Raw genomic sequence first — 16,811 nt, forward strand, 5'->3', positions numbered from 1 at the left:
TTCGCGAGAGCGGATGGGGCCGGACCTCGGCCGACAGGCGCACGGCAGCGTGTGGCGCTCGGCTCCATGGACCGACCGCTGCAAGCGACAATCCCGCCGAAGCTCTGAGGCGAACATGGCAAGCAACGACAGGGTAGTTTCGGGCGCCGCGCCCCAGGCCAGAGCGGGCGTCGAACCGCAGCGCACCGCCCAACCCTGGTACAAGGTGCTCTACATCCAGGTGCTGATCGCGATCGCCCTCGGCGTCCTCGTCGGCCACCTGTTCCCGCATACGGGCGAGGCCCTGAAGCCGCTCGGAGACGGCTTCATCGCGCTGATCAAGATGATGATCGCGCCAGTGATCTTCTGCACGGTCGTGCACGGCATCGCCTCGGTCAGCGACCTGCGCAAGGTCGGCCGCGTCGGCATCAAGGCGCTGGTCTATTTTGAGACGGTGTCGACCATCGCGCTCGTCATCGGCCTCCTCGTCGGGCGGACGGTGCAGCCGGGCGCCGGCTTCAACATCGACGCCAGCAGCATCGATGCGGGAGCCGTCCAGGGCTTCGTCAGGCAGGCCGCCTCCGACAGCTTCGTCGGCCACCTGATGGCGATCATCCCCTCGAGCTTCCTCGACGCGCTGGTCAAAGGCGACCTGCTCCAGGTCTTGCTGATCGCTATCCTCACCGGCGTCGCCGCCGCCAACATGGGCGAGGCCGGCCGCAAGGTCGAGCACGTGGTCGACGTGGCCGGTAAGCTGTTCTTCCGCATCATCGGCATGATCGTGAAGCTCGCGCCGATCGGCGCCTTCGGCGCCATGGCCTTCACCATCGGCAAATACGGCCTGGGCTCACTGGTCAACCTCGGCCAGCTGATCGCCACCTTCTACCTCACCAGCGCCCTTTTCGTGCTCGTCGTGCTCGGCACCATCGCGCGGCTGGCCGGCTTCTCGATCCTGCGCTTCCTCGCCTACATCAAAGATGAACTCCTGATCGTGCTCGGCACCTCCTCGTCGGAGACGGTGCTGCCGCACATCATGCGCAAGATGGAGCGGCTGGGCGCCTCCAAGTCGGTGGTCGGGCTGGTGGTGCCGACCGGCTACAGCTTCAACCTCGACGGCACCAACATCTACATGACGCTGGCGACGCTGTTCCTCGCCCAGGCGACCAACACGCCGCTGACCATATGGCAGGAGCTGTCGATCCTCGGCATCGCCATGCTCACCTCCAAGGGCGCCTCCGGCGTCACCGGCGCGGGTTTCATCACGCTTGCGGCGACCCTCTCCATCATCCCCGACATCCCGATCGCGGCCCTCGCCGTGCTCATCGGCATCGACAAGTTCATGAGCGAGTGCCGCGCCTTGACCAACCTCATCGGCAACGGCGTCGCCACCATCGTCATCAGCCGGTGGGAGGGGGAACTCGACAAGGCCGCCCTGCAGGAAGCCATGGCGCACCCCTTCGAGCTGTCCGATCGCGTCGAGGCGGAGATCGCGCGCAAGGGCGCGGAGGTCGCCATCGACGATCCGCCAGCGGCGACGCCCCGCCCGGCGAACTGAGGGCGGCGCCCTGGGGCCTGTCCCGGTCACCATGGCAACGCCGGCTCTCGCGCATGAGAGCCGGCGTGGCAACATTTGGACGGGTGCGACGCCGCGACGGCCTCCGGCGTTGTGCGCCGTCCTACGCGGCCGCCGGTGCGGTGGCGGGCACCGGCGCGGCGGCCGGCTGCCTAGCCTTAGGCTTCAGCAACAGCACCAGGCCCGCGGCGATGAGGCAGGTGAACCCCGCCGCGTAGAAGGCCGGCAGGTAGGTGTCCCAAGCGGTGCGCGACAGGCCGGCGCCATAGGCGGCGACGGCGGCGCCGATCTGGTGGCCGGTGAAGATCCAGCCGAACACCAGCGGCGCCTTGGCCGCACCGAAAGTCTGGCCGGCGAGCTTCACCGTCGGCGGCACCGTGGCGATCCAGTCGAGCCCGTAGAACAGCGCGAACAGCGACAGGCCGTAGAACGAGAACGTGGAGTGCGGCAGCCACAGCAGCGAGAGACCGCGCAGACCATAGTACCAGAACAGCAGCCAGCGGTTGCTGTAGCGGTCCGAGAGCCAGCCGGAGAGAATGGTACCGACGAAATCGAAGGCCCCCATCATGGCCAGCGTCGCCGCGGCGTCCGTCTGCGGCATGCCGAAGTCGGCGCACAGCGACACGAAGTGGGTCTGGATCAGCCCCGCCGTGCTCAGCCCGCAGATGAAGAAGGTTGAGAACAAAATCCAGAACGCCGGGCTCCGTGAGCTTTCCGCCAGGACCGAGAAGGCGCGGCCGACGGCGGCGAACACCGAACCGCCGGGCGCGGCGGCGGCCGGAACGACGCCCCCCGCCGGCTCCGGCGGCGCGCCGAAGGCGGTGAGCCCCACGTCCGACGGCCGGTCACGCAGGAACAGCGCCACCAGCACGGCGGCGAGCACCAGGCCGGCCACGTTGGGCACCAGCGCCAGGCGCCAGCCGACCGCCTCGATCAGGTGTGCGGCGAGCGGCAGGAAGACCAGCTGCCCCGTCGCCACCGCGGCGGTCAGGATGCCCAGCACCAGGCCCCGGCGCTCCACAAACCAGCGGCTGGCGACGGTGGCGCCGAGCACCATGGCGGTGAGCCCGGTGCCGATGCCGACGACGAAGCCCCAGAGGACGACGAGCTGCCAGAGCTCGGTCACTGCGGTGCCGAGCAGTAGCCCGACGGTGACCAGCGCAAGCGCCGTGAGGATGACCCGCCGCAGGCCGTAGCGCTCCATGAAGGCGGCCGCGAAGGGCGCCATCAGGCCGAACAGCAGCAGACGGATGGCGAAGGCGCTGGAGATGGAGGCGGTGTCCCAGCCGAACTCCTTGGCCAGCGGTGCGATGAACACGCCGGCGAGCCCCACCGCCCCGGCGGTGCTCAGGCTGGTGAGGAAGGTGACGGCGACGATCACCCAGCCGTAGTGGACGCCCCGCCTTGAGAGCGTGCGCGCCGTGACCCGTGCAACCATGTCCCGATCCTCGTTCGCGCCGCGCTTGCCGCACCGTCGCCATGGGCTATGATGTTACTTATCATCGAACAATGATGACATATATCATCGTAGTCAAGGATGTCGACGCCGGGCGGGATTGTGCGATGCGCATAACGAAACAGAAGGCTGCCGAGAACAGGGCTCACGTGCTCGAACAGGCCGCCCGTCTCTTCCGCGAGCGCGGCCTCGACGCGCCGAGCGTCGCCGACCTGATGCGGGCCGCCGGCATGACGCACGGCGGCTTCTACAACCACTTCGCCTCGAAAGCCGAGCTGCAGGCGGGCGCCCTGGCGCTGACCTTCGAACATGCTGTGGAGCGGCTCGACGACATCACCGCGGCGCCGCCCGGGCCGGAGCGCCAGGCGGCGCTGCGGCGCTACGTCGAGCGCTATCTGTCGCTGAAGGCGCGCGATGCGGCCGGGGCCGGCTGCCCGATGGTGGCGTTCAGCGCCGATGTCTCGCGCGAGGAGGAGGGGGTGCGTGCCGCCTACGCCGCCGGGCTCGGGCGCTATATCACCAGGCTGACGGCGATCTGGAGCAGCGCCCCGGCAGGCTCCGCCGAGGCGGTCGCGGCACGCCGGCGCGCCCTGACGCTGCTGGCGCCGCTGGTCGGCGGCCTGTCGCTGGCCCGCAGCGTGGCGGCGGCCGACCCTGCCTTCTCGGACGCGATCCTCGGGGACGTGCGCGAGGGCCTGATCGAGGCTCTCGACGCACTTCTTCCCGCTGGAACCGACGCCGATCGGACATGATCGATGGGGCGGCGCGCCGTACTCCGATCTATCGATCGACGGCGCGGAACGTCAGAACAGGACCTCGCCGGCAAACAGGCCGAGGATGAGCAGAACGGCGAAGATCGCGACCGCGACGAAGAACAGGATCTTGGCGATCTGAGCCGAGCCCGCGGCGATGCCTGAGAATCCCAGCGCACCGGCGATGATCGAGATCACGAAGAAGATCAGGGCCCATTTCAACATCGAAAACATCCTCTCCCGTGAACGCGGTGCACCGCATCAACGGGGTGAGGTGGGGAGAGTTCCGCCGCCGGGATCACGCAAAGCGGCAGCGTCGAGCGCCTCGGGCGGCCGCGGCCCGCCACCCGTTGCTTAGCGCACCACCGTGAGTTTGCGGGCGGCGCGCGTCACGCCGGTATAGAGCCAGCGGTGCCGGTGCTCGCGGAAGGCGAAGCTCTCGTCGAACAGCACGATCTCGTCCCATTGCGAGCCCTGGGCCTTGTGCACGGTGAGCGCATAGCCGTAGTCGAACTCGTCGGAGCGCCGGCGCAGCTCGTAGGGCAGCGCCTCCTCGCGGCCCTCGAAGAACTCCTTGAGCACGCTGACCTTGGTGGCCTTGCGCCCGGCCTCGTCCTCCGGGGCCACATCGAGCTTGACGAGTCCCTTGGCCTCGCCGCGAACCGCCGTGATCTTGAACGTGCCGCCGTTGAGCAGTCCCTTGGTCTTGTCGTTGCGCAGGCAGACGATCTTCTCGCCGGCGCCGGGCAGGCTGTCGCGGAAACCGAGCAGTTCGCGGATGCGGCCGTTGTAGAGCCGGCGGGTGCGGTTCATGCCGACGAGCACCTGGTCGGCCGCCAGGATCGCCGCCGCGTCGATGTCCCGGCGGCTGATGACGCGGCTGTCGCCATACTGGCCGGGCTCGATCTGGCCACCCTCCCGCGCCACCATCGACAGGTGCACGATCGGATCGTCCTTGGCCTGACGGTGCACCTCGGTGAGCATCACGTCCGGCTCGGCCTCGGTGAAGAAGCCGCCGCCCTTCACCGGCGGCAGCTGTGCCGGGTCGCCCAGCACCAGGATGGGCACGCCGAACGACATCAGGTCGCGGCCCAGATCCTCGTCCACCATGGAGCATTCGTCGATGACGACGAGCGCCGCTTTCGAAGCCGGGCCGGCGCGGTTGAGCACGAAGCTCGGCGCCTCGTCCTCGCTGCCGCGCGAGCGGTAGATCAGGCTATGGATGGTCGACGCCTCGGGGCAGCCCTTGCCACGCATGACCAGGGCCGCCTTTCCGGTGAAGGCGGCGAAGGCGACGTCGCCGTCGACCCCTTCCGCGACGTGGCGGGCGAGCGTGGTCTTGCCGGTGCCTGCATAGCCGAACAGGCGGAACACCTGCGGCGTGCCGGCGGCGAGCCAGCGCGCCACCGCCTTCAACGCGTCATCCTGCTGCGGCGACCAGGCCATCGGCGCTCTCTCACTCCGGAGCGCTCTCTCGGCCGGGCGGCTCCAGCCACCGCAGACACGGGCGCTCTGTATCGATCCGGTGGAGTGTGGACCGGCTAGGCCCAACCTCTAGGTGATCACGATAGATAGATCGATTCGGCGCCGGTGCACGGTCCGATCGGATCGGTATCGACGCATCCCGACGCGAGAAGCTCCGAAACGTAGCGGGCAACGCCCCGCCCGGCCGAGGCTTGTCAGGGCGGTGTCGGCGGCTTAACCCTCGTCGAGGAATTTGAGGCTATTGTGCGCGGCGACCTTGGCGCGACGGCGGCGTATCGATGCGGTTCATCCTTCGACTGATCGGCTTCCTGTGCGTCGCGGCCGGCTTCTCGTCGCTCGTCATCGACGGCGCACGCGCCATCGCCAACACCGCCTGGGCGCCGACGCCCCTGGCCGAGGTGGCGCACGCCACTTTCCCTGCCTGGTACGCCGGCCTCGGCCCGGCGGTTTCGGCGATCCATCCCTGGCTGTGGAGCCCGCTGCTCACCGGCATCTTCGCCGCGCCGGCCTTCGCCGTGGCGATGATCGCGGGCTTCCTGCTGATGCTCCTCGGGCGGACGCCGCGGGAGACCGTGGGCTTCTACGCCAACTGAGTGAGGCCCGACCCGCGGTGCCGGTCCGTGCGGTCAGGGCGCCCTGAGGATCTGCGTGCAGGCCGGCGGCAGGTCGGCGAGGGTCAGCGGCCGCCCAGGCCGGCCGGGCTTGGGATTGAGGACCTGCGGCGTGAACCACCAGTCCAGCTCCTTGCCGCAGCCGTCGCCCTGGGGCGGCGGCTCCTGGTCCCGGCACGTCTTCTCGCCGGCCGGGCAGGCGAGCCGGACGTGGAAGTGGTAGTTGTGCCCCCACATCGGCCTGATCTTGCGCAGCCAGCTGCGGTTGCCGCCGGCATCCCGGCACAGCGCCTTCTTGATCGCCGCGTTGACGAAGATGCGCGTCACCTGCGGCTCGCTGGCCGCGGTCTTGAGCAGCGCTACATGGGCGGGCGAATAGACCGAGGGGTCGATATCGAGCCGGTCCGGCCGCACCAGATTGTCGGAGGACACCTCCTCCCGGTCGGAGGCACGGTAGCGGCGGTTGGGCATGGGCTTCAGCCAGATGTCCGCCTCGATGCCGAGCTGATGGGAGGCATGGCCGGTGAGCATGGGGCCTCCGCGCGGCTGCGACATGTCGCCGATCAGGAGGCCCGGCCAGCCCGTCGCCGCCGCTGACTTGGCGCTGAGGCGCTGGAGGAAGGCGATCAGCCGCGGCGTGCCCCACGCGCGGTTGCGCGACAGGCGCATCACCTGCCAGGTGTCGCCATCCTGCGGCATCTGCACGCCACCGGAGAAGCAGCCGCGCGAATAGAAGCCCACAGGTTCGGCCGGCCCATGCGAGCCCGTCTTGACCTGGCCGAACAGGCGCCGGGCGGCATCGGGCGGCAGGCTGGCGATGGCGTGAGCCCGCCGCGCCGCCTCCTGCCGCGCATTCTCCTGCGCCGCCGCCGGGACGGCGCAGAGTAGCAGAATCAGAAGCGTGAGCAGCGGATACATGGCCCGACGCTCTCACGTCCACGCCCGAGCGGCAACCTGGCCGCGCGGTTGCGAATCGCTTTCCAGACGGCGCGCGAACCGGGACGCGCGCGTAGGCTGAGGCCTGCTCTCGAAATGGCTCTGGACGGCCAGTGTCCGATGGCGCCAATGCCCCGCCCTAGGTCCAAAGCCGGCCCGCCCCTTGCGTTCGGCCGCCGGCCGTTCTACATCGCCGCCCTTGCATGCACCGTAGCGCGTGCTTGCGGAGGGGTGGCCGAGTGGTTGAAGGCGCACAGCGCGCCTTTGGGCGCGCGTCCCTCCGGAGAGAGTTTGCGTGCGCTTTTGGCGTGCGCGTGCGGAGGGGTGGCCGAGTGGTTGAAGGCGCACAGCGCGCCTTTGGGCGCGCGTCCCTCCGGAGAGTTTGCGTGCGCCTTTGGCGTGCGCGTGCGGAGGGGTGGCCGAGTGGTTGAAGGCGCACGCCTGGAAAGTGTGTATACGGGAAACCGTATCGGGGGTTCGAATCCCCCTCCCTCCGCCACTTCAGTCCCTGAGTGGGCACTGAGTTTACGCCACTTCCCGCCACGAGCGTCTGTAGCAGCCGGGACTTCGATCCCATGATTCGGACCTCGCCCTCGGCAACCTCGACGCGCTGCGCGAGCGCACGCAGGTGGTCGCGGCGATAGCCGCCGCTTTCCAGCCGGATACGCTCACGGGCGGTTGTGGCGAACTTGCGCAGCATCTGCGGAGTCACGGCCTTCTGTCCTGTGTTCTGAAGCATGGCCTGTGCGCGCTCGGCATCGGCTTTGGCCTGATCGCGGATGGCCTTGAGGCCGTCGATACGATCTTTCAGCGCCGGATCGTCCAGATCGGCCACGCCCGCCTCGATGGCGTCGTAAAGCCGCTTGAGGCGCAATTCCGATTCGGCGGCGCGCTTGTTCAACTCGGCGATATGCTCGCGGCGGCGCTCGGCATGTTCTTCCCTCCGGTCGAGTGCGGCGGCAAGAACAGTTTCCAGCCGCTCGGGCTGGAGAAGCTGTTTCTCAAGGTGATTGACGACAAGATCGTCCAACTTTTCCATCGGCACGGCCATGCCTTCGCAGGCGGTCGGACCCTGCCGGGCTTTCATCGAGCAGGCATAATAGCGATAGCGCCCGCCCTTGCCGGTGCGGATGGTCATGGCCCCGCCGCACTTGGCGCAATGGATCAGGCCGGTCAGCATGGTCGGGCCGCTGATCACGCGAGCGGGCATGACCTTGGGATTACGAGCTTTGAGTAGTTTCTGAACCGCCTCAAATGTCTCTTTGTCTATGATCCGCGGGACCGGAACCGTCACGATCTCACTGACCGGCTTCAATTCCTTGGTCTTGCTGCGCTTGTTGAACTCATGCTCGCCCATATAGGTGCGGCGTGTCAGGATGCGGTGAACCTGACCGATGCCCCAGCGGCCACCGTCGCGGGTGAAGATGCGGCGGCTGTTGAGATAGGAGATGATATTCTTGACCCCCATCTGGCCGGTGGTGCCATCGCCTTCCAAGGCGAGCCGGTAGATCAACCGCACCGTGTCGGCGTGCAGCGGGTCGATTTCCAGCTTTTTCTTGGTTTTGGCTCCACGTTGCTCGGCGGCGACGGTGCGATATCCGATAGGGGGAAGCGAACCATTCCAGAAGCCTTGCCGCGCGTTCTCCTTCAAGGCCCGCATGACGTGCTTGGCGTTCTCCTTGGACTGGTATTCATCGAACAGCGCCATGATCTGTCGCATCATGACGTGCATGGGGTCATCCCCCATTTCCTGCGTGATCGAGACCAGTTTCACGCCGTTCTTCGCCAGCTTGCGGACGTAGAACTCAAGCTCGAAATGGTCGCGGAAGAACCGGCTGAACGAATGAACTACGACAACATCGAAGGGCGCGGGCTTGGACGTCCCCGCCTCGATCATACGCTGAAACTCGGGGCGACGGTCATTGGTCGCCGATGCGCCCGGTTCGATGAAGGTTTCGACCAGTTGCAGCCCGCGTGACTCGCAATAGGCTTCGCCCTGCCGCTTCTGGTCGGGAATGGAAACGTCATGCTCGGCCTGCCGCGCCGTCGAAACACGCAGATAGAGGGCGGCGCGTAGCGGCACGGAAGAAGCGGTCATAATCAGTCTCCTTTCAAAGCCGGTCGTGCCCCGAACGGGGCCGCTACTCAGCGGCCTCCCTGATGGTCCCGACGATCCATTCATTCAGGCTCTTGCCCGATGCTGCTGCGGCAATGACTGCGGCGGCATGGTCGTCAGGCGTGAGGCGGACATTGAACTTGCCGGAGAACTTCCGGCGCGGCTCGATGCCCTTCTCCCGGCACATTTCGAGATAGACGGACAGCGACTTGCGGCCTTCCTCGATCAGATCGTGGACGCTTTCGGCATAGAAGTCGGCCCCGCCATTGAGGCCGACAAACTCGCCGCGCAGCATCTGAATCTCGGGATCGAAAGCGATAACCGCCTTCTCGCCATTGATTTCAACGACATTGTTCATGGCTTTACTCCGTGTTCGTCCAGCCATTTTCGGATGCTGGCAACCGCACCTTTGTCCGTATCCGGTGAGGGATGCGGGCGATGAAAGACGCGCACTTCGCCGAACAGGAACACGCCCACGCGCGAACCTTCCCGCTCGCTGACTTCCGCCCCGAGGCTTACAAACAGCGCCTCTATGTCGGCCCAGCGGATCGAGCCGTTGACCGGGCGGGCGAAGATCAGTTCCAGCGTGGCTCTGTGACGCTTTTTCATGGAGTATCCAGTATCATTATTTAGTACCGTTTTCAAGGTCAATCTCAGCCCCGGCGTCGGGAGATCCGATGTCAGGGGCAAAGAGTTCATCGAAGAAGTCGCCGAACCATCGCTCGAACACTTCGATCTCGGCTTCCGTGACCGGAACGGGATCGGGCCAGTCGTCAGTCACGGTCCATGTAGAGAGGTCATGTTTGGGCGGCCTACCGGGGAACGGCCACGGATAGCCCAGCAGTTCCTCAAGCTGCTCCGACGCCGTAGGCGGTGGCTTGTTGCGCCGGGAACGGGATGCCGTCACCGGCTTGCGGTCGTCGCTGCGGTCAGAAGTCATCGAGGAAATCAAATTCGTTGAACGAACGCTGCCGCCATCCGGCAGGGTTGGCGACCCAGCGGTTGATATCGGATTCCTTCCAACCCGCGCCGTTAGTGCTGATCTTGATCTGGGTTGGAAAGGTGCCTTCGGCGATCTTGCGATAGATGGTGGACCGGGACAGCCCGGTGCGGGCGAGAACGGTCTTGAGACGGACGATACGGTCTGGTTGACGCATGGCTGCGCTGCCTCCTGCTGGTTGTTTCTGACGATTGCAGAGACCAGACAGGGCAACGAATTATCTTTGTGCAACTGATATTTAGGTAGCGTAGGGCTATGGCGTAGAAACGGCGGCAAATAGGAAAGTTCTACGCCTTACAGTCCGATGCCCCGGCCTCTGCCGAGGCCATGACTGAGGGAAAGTTGCCGGCCCAGCCTCATCCCCGAGTCGAAATCCATGTCGATGCCGAGTTGCTTCTTGCGACCTTCGAGCAGGGATTCCATCTGGGGATCGCGCTCAAGGCTTTTTGCCATGTCGCCCATCTCTGCCCGCGCGGCCTTGTAGCCGGAATAGTTGCCTGCCGCATACTGGCGGTCGCCGCTCTGCTTGAGGTCCCGGAACCGCTCCACGAAGCGGTCGGCGCGCAGTTCGGGATTTTGGCGCATCTCGGTTTCCCGTTGCACGGCGTGCCTTGCGGGCATGGCTCGCTCTCGATCACCAGAAGCCACATCAGCCGCAAAGCCGGGGGTCCGCTTGTAAACCGCCTCGGCGTCGTGGGAACCGTGGGGCCGGAGATCGTTGAAGGCCGCACGGGCCTCGTTGAGTTCCTGCACCTGCTTGGGCGTCACGGTGATGCCCCGGTCCTGCGCCTTGAAGATCGCGTCCACGGCACGGGCATGACGGACAAAGGCCCGGCCACGGGCACGGCGCAACGCGGCCTCCGGGTCTTCCCCGATCTGCTGCTCCACCACCGGCTTCCCGGTCCTTTCCCTTTCCCGGCCCGTTCCGGCTTCGGGGCCAGGCACGCCGTCGCCCGGCGGGCGCAATCTGTCGAGCATGTCATCGACGGCATCGCGCACACGCTCCGGCATCAGCCTGCGCATGATCTGGGCAACACGGGCGCGGAAGGTGATGCCGCGCCGCTCGGCATAATCCTGTGCGGGGTCGAACTGCTGTTCATAATCCGTCGCCATGTCCTTGGCGCGATCCCGCGACAGGGTATTCACCAGTCTGTCCTGACCAGCGAAGTCGTCGCGGCCATAATGCAGGTCCATGCTGTCGCGGTGCCGCGACAAGGCGACATAGCTGCCATGGGCATCCATGCCCGGCGTTGCCAGAACATGGGTTCGGTCCACGGTCATGCCCTGCGCCTTATGGATGGTCGCAGCATAACCATGGTCGATGCGGTCGTAGTCTTTCAGATCAAAAGAGATGCCGCGTCCGTCATCAGTCTGCACGGTCATGCTCTGCGCGCTGACCTGCTCAATGGTCCCCAATGTGCCGTTCTTCACGCCAAGGCCGCGCTCGTTTTGCAGGAACATGACGCGATCCCCAGCGGCGAAGCTGCGTTCTCCGCGCTCGACCGTGACGCGGACGTCTTCGCCAAGATCGCCAGCTTCCCGCATCCGGTCGCGGGCGGCCTCGTTGAGTTCCCGCACCTCAGCATTGGTGTGCGTTAGAATGATCCTGCTGCTGTCGGGCGATGCCTGACGCTGCCGGTCCCAACGGTCAATAAGGTCGCCGCGCGCTTGTTCGCGTGTTTCGGCGGAATGCACCATGTCGTGCGCGTTATAGGCATGGATCGCAGCGCCGGTTCGTCCGGTCGCCAGATCGCGGGTGGCGTCCCGCTGCCAGTCCTCGCGCTGGCGACGAACCTCGCCGATCTCCGCCGTGTCGGTCATGAATCGAGCGGAAGGCGGCACCCGCCTCTATGGATTGCAACTGCTGCGGATCGCCAACCAGCACGACCTTGGCCCCAGCTTCTGCCGCATGGGACAGGACGCGCTCCAACTGCCGCGTGCCGACCATGCCCGCCTCGTCTATGACAAGCACATCGCGCGACGTGAGCATGTCGCAGCCCTGTTTCCAGCCATGTTCCATGCTGGCGATGGTGCGCGAGGCGATGCCCGATCCGCTTTCCAGATTCTCGGCAGCGATGCCGGACAGGGCAACGCCGCGCACCTCGAAGCCAGCCGCCTCCCATGCCTCTCGCGCCACGCCGAGCATGGCGCTCTTTCCCGTTCCGGCATAGCCGACGACAAGGCCAAGTTCGCGTCCATCGGTGACATGCGCCAGCGCGTCGGCCTGCTCCCCCGACAGGACAAGGCCGCGTTGTCCGGCACGGGCTAATGCCGCCTCTCTGTCCCTGCCGCTGACCTCGTGCCGCTCCTTCTCGGCCATCATCTCTGCGGCGCGGTGCAGCCGCTGTTCTGCCTCGATCATGTCGCGAGTGGTGAATCGGTCCTCGCCGCGTCCGTCCTGTCCAAGCTCGACCAGATCGGGCGAGCCGCGCATCGCGCCCATCACCTCGTTAAACTGCTCGATGCCGTCGCTGTGGCGATGCGCGAACATCGCCATGTCGCGCCGCGTGAAGGTCGATTGCTGCTGCGTGATCGCGTCCAGCGCCAAGGATGGATCGTCGATGATGCGCGCGCCATTGTTGCGGGCAATCTCGCGATGCAGTTCCGCGCGGTCGGCGGCCTCAATCCCTTCACTCTCGATCCGCTGCGCGGATGCGCCGATCTGGCTCTGAGGCTCAAGCCCGATCCCCTGCGCTTCAAGGCTGCGATGGTCGATCTGGGCGTCAATATCGAGTTCGGCCAGGCGTTCGTTGACGTGCTCGGCCCAGCGTTCGCGCCACCGCTCGACCATCTGCGTAGCATTCCACTCCCGCACCTTCTGGCCGAAACCATCCTCATCGACTTCGCGCATGGTGAGCATGACATGAGCATGGGGTTTGGGCATCCCGTCCTCGCCGATGTCCCAATGCACATTCAGGTCGGCGATCATGCCCTGATCGACAAATTCGGCTTGCGCGAAGTCGCGGGCAATGCTGTGCCCAGGGGTGTGACCACCGGTGCGTTGGACCACCACCCCCGGGGCAACTTCGTGTTCTTCCTCGAACGGGCGCAGAAAGCGCTGATATTCTCTCAGGAATTGCCCCGCCGCTCTCCTTGCAACTTCGGCAAGCGCGGGTGGCATTCCCGTTCGCGAGAAGTCGGGAGCTTTCCAGAACTCAATCTCGGAGGCAGCCACGTGAATTCGAAGATCTGGTCGCAGCCGCGCTTTCACCCCGTCGAGAAGCAGCCCACCAACGTGGTCAAAATGCATGTGCGTCAGCACTACGTCGGTGACTGAGGCGAGCTCAATGCGGGCAGATTCAAGTCGGTGAAACAGATTTCCGGCTCGTTTGAAGTCGGGAACCTGCTCCCCTATACCGCTATCGATAAGGATTGTTTGCTGGCCGCTGCGCACTACGATCTCGTTGAGCGCCCAGTCAAACTCGACCCGAGACAGGAACATGTCGTCTAGCCAGGCGCCCCGAACTGTCGGGTCCGCGTTAGTGGCCATTGACTCGGCGGGCGGCGTCAACACGCCATCGCTGAACACCACGACCTCAATTTTCCCGACGGTCAGCGCATAACGGGATGGAACCATCTCGTCCGGCACGGCTCGGACGGGCTGCGTAGCGCCATGTAGATTCATTGGACTATCTCCCATTGCAGGTATCCGTGACACTACGTGGAGGCACCTGAGCGGACGACTGGATCGAGGAAGAGGAGAGCCTGTCCTACAGCATAGGTCGCTCCTACGCTTGAACAGCGTCAAGATCTATTTGGTCGGACATTCGACGTTGCCACTGACGAGCTCGAGCGGATCGCGTCATGCCATTTGGGGACAGCTAGGAGCGTGTCTGGATAGTCATCTCGACGGCTGGGTGGAATTTTGATTCAGTCTAGCCATGAGCAAGACGTTTCGTGCGTGGGACGCGGACCAAAGCTGGCTGCTGCCGGCGTCGGTTCACGATTTTGTTCCGGCTGGTCATCTGGCGCATTTCGTGCGGGAGACGGTACGTGAAGGGCTCGATCTGTCGGCGATCCTTGGGAGCTATGAGGTGGATCGCGGCAAGCCGCCGTATCGCCCGGCGATGATGGTGGCGCTGCTCACTCGGGAGCTGCAGCCGCCAGCCCGACGATCGAGCTCTCGTAACCGATCCGCGCAGACCGCTCAGCGCCTATCGACGTGCAGCGGTGCCGTCCTGATGCGCGGAGGTCTCCCGCAGCCTGGCCTCGATCTCGCGCACCGCGTCCGCCATTTTCTCGAGGACCATCCGCAAGCGCGGCTCCTTCAGCCTGGACGAAATCGCCGCGAGGCTGAGCGAGCCGACCGGCTCGCCCTGGGGATTGCAGATCGGCAGGGCCACCCCTCCGGCGCCGGGCACGAAGTCCGCGATCAAAGCATAGCCGCGATGTCGTGCGGCGCGGATGCGATCGCGCACCACGTCTATACTGCATCCCGACGCCGCCAGGCTTTCGACAAGCTCCGGCATGGTCAGCAAACGCTCGATATGCGGCGTCTCCACAATGAACGCGAGGAGCGCGATACCGCCGGCGTTCAGCCCGAGCGGAATGCGGGCGCCGGGCTCGACGGCGAGCGCCTTGATCGGATACGACCCGACGACACGGGAGAGGCACACGGCCAGATGTCCGGATCTGACCGAAAGGTAGACGGTATCCCCCGTGAGCTCACTCAAGCTCTCCATGGCAAGGCGCGCGACGTCGCCGAGCCCGAAGCGGCTGGCCGCGCTGCTCGACCATCCGAACAGCCGTGTCCCGAGAAAGTAGGCCCCTTTGCCGCCCTCCTGCTCGATGTAGCCGTGGGCGGCGAGGGCCGTCATCATGCGGTGAACGGTCGTCTGGCTGTAGCCTGTTTGCCGCACGATCTCGACGAAGCGCATCCCGCCGTCGCCGGCGGCGGCGATGTGATCGAGGATGGCAGCCGCCCGGCCAAACGACTGCTCCAGGCCGCGCTCATTCGGCGCGAATACGCGCACTGCTCTCGTCGACGATGCTGTGGCCGGCCTTTTGCGCATGGAAACATGCTCTTTCCAAACCAAACGACGATCCAAGCTCCTGCGGCTCATTGATCGGCCAGACGCCTTCGGTCGGACGCAGAGCCCACTCACCTCGCCCGCACCCTCTATCGGCATGACCGCAATTGCATCGATCCGCCGACAGGCTGGGCGTGGCAGGCATCGCTTGACGCCCTCGATATCCCGTGCTTCCGTCAAGCGCAACGAAATTTCCGTTAACGGGAATTCTTCGATCAGCCAGATCGAGACTTGGGATGGAGGACGCCGTGAGACTTCGCCGGATACGAACGGCGCCTACAGGTTCGCCGCCGCCAGTCGACCGTCGATGCCGGCCGGCATAGTCCGCCTGCGCCCACCTTCCCCGACTGCGACGCTCCAGTTCGAGAGTAGAGCTTCAAGATGCTCCGACCAATGCATCCGCGGCCGATCCCAATCTTTGTTTTGCTTAGCGACGACTTTCCAACTGTCAGCCCTCTAAATCTCATCGCGGCGGTGAAGCCATCTCCGCGCATGCGGCTCGTAACGCCGCCGAGTTGGCAGGCTACGCCGCCCGGATAAGCCGGCGCACGAGGCGGAGAGGTAGCACCTAAGGCCGAACGGCTTCCGAATGAGCTTTACCCAGGACGTTCCGCACATGCCGATGCAAACAGAGGCCGATGTCACGACCAATCCGTTCCTGCGCGATCGCTACGCGATCGCCGGGGTGGGCGAGACCGAATATCTGCGCGGCGGAGGGCGAACGACGCGCGCCATGGCGACGATCGCGGTGCGCCGCGCCATCGAGGACGCCGGGCTCGAGCCCTCCGATGTGGACGGCATGCTGTCGTACCAAGGCGGCGACTCGACCTTCGCCCCGTTCGTGGCGGGCGACCTGGGCATACGCCTGAATTTTTATATGGACGTCTTCGGCGGCGGAACCTCCACCGAGGCCCTGATCGGCATCGCCATGGGCGTCATCGAGGCCGGCATGTGCCGCACGGTGGTGATCTTCCGGTCGATGAACGGCTTCTCGCAGGTCCGCATCGGCGGCACAGGGGTGCGGGCGGCGGAAACCGTGAGCGGCGACATGCTGCACTCGCGCCCCTACGGCTGGATCAGCGCCGGCCAACACTTCTCCTTCACCTTCATGCGCCACATGCACGATTACGGCACCACCCCGGCCCAGGTGGCGGCCGTGAAGGCCATTCACAGCGAGCATGCATCCAACAATCCCAAGGCGCTCTACCGTAAGCGCGTGACGGTGGAGGAGGTGCTGGCGAGCCGGATGATCTGCGAGCCGCTGCACCTGCTCGACTGCTGCGTGGAGACCGACAATGCCACAGCGATCGTCGTGACCAGCCTCGAGCGGGCGCGCGATTGCCGCCATGTGCCGGCCGTCATCCGCGGGGTTGTCGGCCGCGTGAACAAGCCGCGCATGGACATGCACTACCAGCATGGACCGATCTCCGACGTGGCCGCGAAATACGCGCGCGAGCGCCTGTGGAGCAACGCGGGCGTTGGCCCCGATGACATCGATGTCACCGGCAGCTACGACGCCTTTACTTTTACGACGATGCTGCTGCTTGAGGACTACGGGTTCTGCAAGAAAGGTGACGGGGGTGAGTACGTCAGTGACGGAACCATCCGCCTCGGCGGCCGGCGCCCCAACAACACCAGCGGCGGTCACCTGTGCGAGGGCTACACCCACGGCGTGAGCATGGTGGTCGAGAACGTTCGCCAGTTGCGCCACGACGCCGACGATAGCTGCCCGATCGGTCCCGACGGCCGCCGGCAGCACACCTACGACTACCGGGAGGGTGGCTGCCGGCAATGCCGCAACGTCGAGCTGACGGCCAACCTGAGTTGGGCGGGGGCGCAGACCACGTCCGGCCTCGTGATGCGCCGCGGCTGA

General features: G+C 65.7%; 13 protein-coding genes, 1 tRNA gene and 3 pseudogenes. 5 read left to right on the forward strand and 12 right to left on the reverse strand.

From position 1 onward, the window contains the following. The first annotated feature begins 115 nt into the window (after positions 1–115). Positions 116–1,534: a dicarboxylate/amino acid:cation symporter gene (locus IEW34_RS21565; protein WP_188611294.1), complete on the forward strand. Its 1,419-nt coding sequence runs from the start codon at positions 116–118 to the stop codon at positions 1,532–1,534. A gap of 121 nt (positions 1,535–1,655) precedes the next feature. On the opposite strand, the gene IEW34_RS21570 is transcribed toward IEW34_RS21565, so the two are convergent. Next, a complete protein-coding gene (locus IEW34_RS21570; RefSeq protein ID WP_188611295.1) occupies positions 1,656–2,990 on the reverse strand; it encodes an MFS transporter in 1,335 nt (444 codons plus the stop codon). A 125-nt stretch (positions 2,991–3,115) separates the two neighbouring features. Here IEW34_RS21570 and IEW34_RS21575 point away from each other — a divergent pair, with 125 nt between their 5' ends. Beyond that, positions 3,116–3,760: a TetR/AcrR family transcriptional regulator gene (locus tag IEW34_RS21575; RefSeq protein ID WP_188611296.1), complete on the forward strand. Its 645-nt coding sequence runs from the start codon at positions 3,116–3,118 to the stop codon at positions 3,758–3,760. A gap of 51 nt (positions 3,761–3,811) precedes the next feature. On the opposite strand, the gene IEW34_RS21580 is transcribed toward IEW34_RS21575, so the two are convergent. Next, the gene (locus IEW34_RS21580; RefSeq protein WP_188611297.1) at positions 3,812–3,985 is read right to left on the reverse strand and encodes a DUF1328 domain-containing protein; all 174 of its coding nucleotides are present in this window, start codon (positions 3,983–3,985) and stop codon (positions 3,812–3,814) included. Positions 3,986–4,114: 129 nt separating this feature from the next. Then, positions 4,115–5,206, reverse strand: coding sequence for an ATP-dependent DNA helicase (locus IEW34_RS21585; RefSeq protein WP_188611298.1), 1,092 nt, complete (start codon positions 5,204–5,206; stop codon positions 4,115–4,117). Between the two features lie 317 nt (positions 5,207–5,523). Between IEW34_RS21585 and IEW34_RS21590 the strand changes: the two genes are divergently transcribed. Beyond that, positions 5,524–5,838, forward strand: coding sequence for a hypothetical protein (locus IEW34_RS21590; protein WP_188611299.1), 315 nt, complete (start codon positions 5,524–5,526; stop codon positions 5,836–5,838). A gap of 33 nt (positions 5,839–5,871) precedes the next feature. On the opposite strand, the gene mepA is transcribed toward IEW34_RS21590, so the two are convergent. Further along, positions 5,872–6,774: a penicillin-insensitive murein endopeptidase gene (gene mepA, locus IEW34_RS21595; protein WP_188611300.1), complete on the reverse strand. Its 903-nt coding sequence runs from the start codon at positions 6,772–6,774 to the stop codon at positions 5,872–5,874. Between the two features lie 427 nt (positions 6,775–7,201). On the opposite strand from mepA, the gene IEW34_RS21600 reads away from it, so the two are divergent. Then, a tRNA-Ser gene (locus IEW34_RS21600) sits at positions 7,202–7,291 on the forward strand. On the opposite strand, the pseudogene IEW34_RS21605 reads toward IEW34_RS21600, so the two are convergent. The 8 genes and pseudogenes from IEW34_RS21605 to IEW34_RS21645 all read right to left on the reverse strand — a co-directional run. Continuing rightward, positions 7,262–8,890, reverse strand: a pseudogene (locus tag IEW34_RS21605) (recombinase family protein); the annotation flags it as partial. The gene IEW34_RS21600 and the pseudogene IEW34_RS21605 overlap by 30 nt on opposite strands. 43 nt (positions 8,891–8,933) lie before the next feature. After that, a complete protein-coding gene (locus tag IEW34_RS30685) occupies positions 8,934–9,266 on the reverse strand; it encodes a type II toxin-antitoxin system HicB family antitoxin (RefSeq protein ID WP_188611301.1) in 333 nt (110 codons plus the stop codon). After that, complete coding sequence (locus IEW34_RS21615) at positions 9,263–9,517, reverse strand: type II toxin-antitoxin system HicA family toxin (protein WP_113490294.1); 255 nt, start codon at positions 9,515–9,517, stop codon at positions 9,263–9,265. Before IEW34_RS21615 ends, IEW34_RS30685 begins: the two co-directional genes overlap by 4 nt. 16 nt (positions 9,518–9,533) lie before the next feature. After that, a complete protein-coding gene (locus IEW34_RS21620; RefSeq protein WP_244642127.1) occupies positions 9,534–9,848 on the reverse strand; it encodes a hypothetical protein in 315 nt (104 codons plus the stop codon). Continuing rightward, positions 9,838–10,065 (reverse strand): helix-turn-helix transcriptional regulator, encoded by a 228-nt coding sequence (locus IEW34_RS21625; RefSeq protein WP_188611302.1) that lies wholly within the window; start codon positions 10,063–10,065, stop codon positions 9,838–9,840. Before IEW34_RS21625 ends, IEW34_RS21620 begins: the two co-directional genes overlap by 11 nt. 137 nt (positions 10,066–10,202) lie before the next feature. Then, positions 10,203–12,888: pseudogene (gene traA, locus IEW34_RS21630) on the reverse strand (Ti-type conjugative transfer relaxase TraA); the annotation flags it as partial. A gap of 51 nt (positions 12,889–12,939) precedes the next feature. Then, a pseudogene (locus tag IEW34_RS30690) lies at positions 12,940–13,548 on the reverse strand (MBL fold metallo-hydrolase); the annotation flags it as partial. A gap of 514 nt (positions 13,549–14,062) precedes the next feature. Beyond that, positions 14,063–14,956, reverse strand: coding sequence for an IclR family transcriptional regulator (locus tag IEW34_RS21645; RefSeq protein ID WP_210324556.1), 894 nt, complete (start codon positions 14,954–14,956; stop codon positions 14,063–14,065). Between the two features lie 598 nt (positions 14,957–15,554). Here IEW34_RS21645 and IEW34_RS21650 point away from each other — a divergent pair. After that, positions 15,555–16,811 (forward strand): thiolase C-terminal domain-containing protein, encoded by a 1,257-nt coding sequence (locus IEW34_RS21650; RefSeq protein WP_188611304.1) that lies wholly within the window; start codon positions 15,555–15,557, stop codon positions 16,809–16,811.

The organism is Chelatococcus reniformis, from assembly GCF_014640075.1.
GTDB classification, from domain to species: domain Bacteria; phylum Pseudomonadota; class Alphaproteobacteria; order Rhizobiales; family Beijerinckiaceae; genus Camelimonas; species Camelimonas reniformis.

Coding starts and splice junctions, on each gene's coding strand:
- IEW34_RS21575 (WP_188611296.1), top strand. CDS start 3,116: ATGCGCATAACGAAACAGAAGGCTGCCGAGAACAGGGCTCACGTGCTC.
- IEW34_RS21565 (WP_188611294.1), top strand. CDS start 116: ATGGCAAGCAACGACAGGGTAGTTTCGGGCGCCGCGCCCCAGGCCAGA.
- IEW34_RS21615 (WP_113490294.1), bottom strand. CDS start 9,517: ATGAAAAAGCGTCACAGAGCCACGCTGGAACTGATCTTCGCCCGCCCG.
- IEW34_RS21585 (WP_188611298.1), bottom strand. CDS start 5,206: ATGGCCTGGTCGCCGCAGCAGGATGACGCGTTGAAGGCGGTGGCGCGC.
- IEW34_RS21620 (WP_244642127.1), bottom strand. CDS start 9,848: ATGACTTCTGACCGCAGCGACGACCGCAAGCCGGTGACGGCATCCCGT.
- IEW34_RS21590 (WP_188611299.1), top strand. CDS start 5,524: ATGCGGTTCATCCTTCGACTGATCGGCTTCCTGTGCGTCGCGGCCGGC.
- IEW34_RS21650 (WP_188611304.1), top strand. CDS start 15,555: ATGCCGATGCAAACAGAGGCCGATGTCACGACCAATCCGTTCCTGCGC.
- IEW34_RS21570 (WP_188611295.1), bottom strand. CDS start 2,990: ATGGTTGCACGGGTCACGGCGCGCACGCTCTCAAGGCGGGGCGTCCAC.
- IEW34_RS30685 (WP_188611301.1), bottom strand. CDS start 9,266: ATGAACAATGTCGTTGAAATCAATGGCGAGAAGGCGGTTATCGCTTTC.
- mepA (WP_188611300.1), bottom strand. CDS start 6,774: ATGTATCCGCTGCTCACGCTTCTGATTCTGCTACTCTGCGCCGTCCCG.
- IEW34_RS21625 (WP_188611302.1), bottom strand. CDS start 10,065: ATGCGTCAACCAGACCGTATCGTCCGTCTCAAGACCGTTCTCGCCCGC.
- IEW34_RS21580 (WP_188611297.1), bottom strand. CDS start 3,985: ATGTTGAAATGGGCCCTGATCTTCTTCGTGATCTCGATCATCGCCGGT.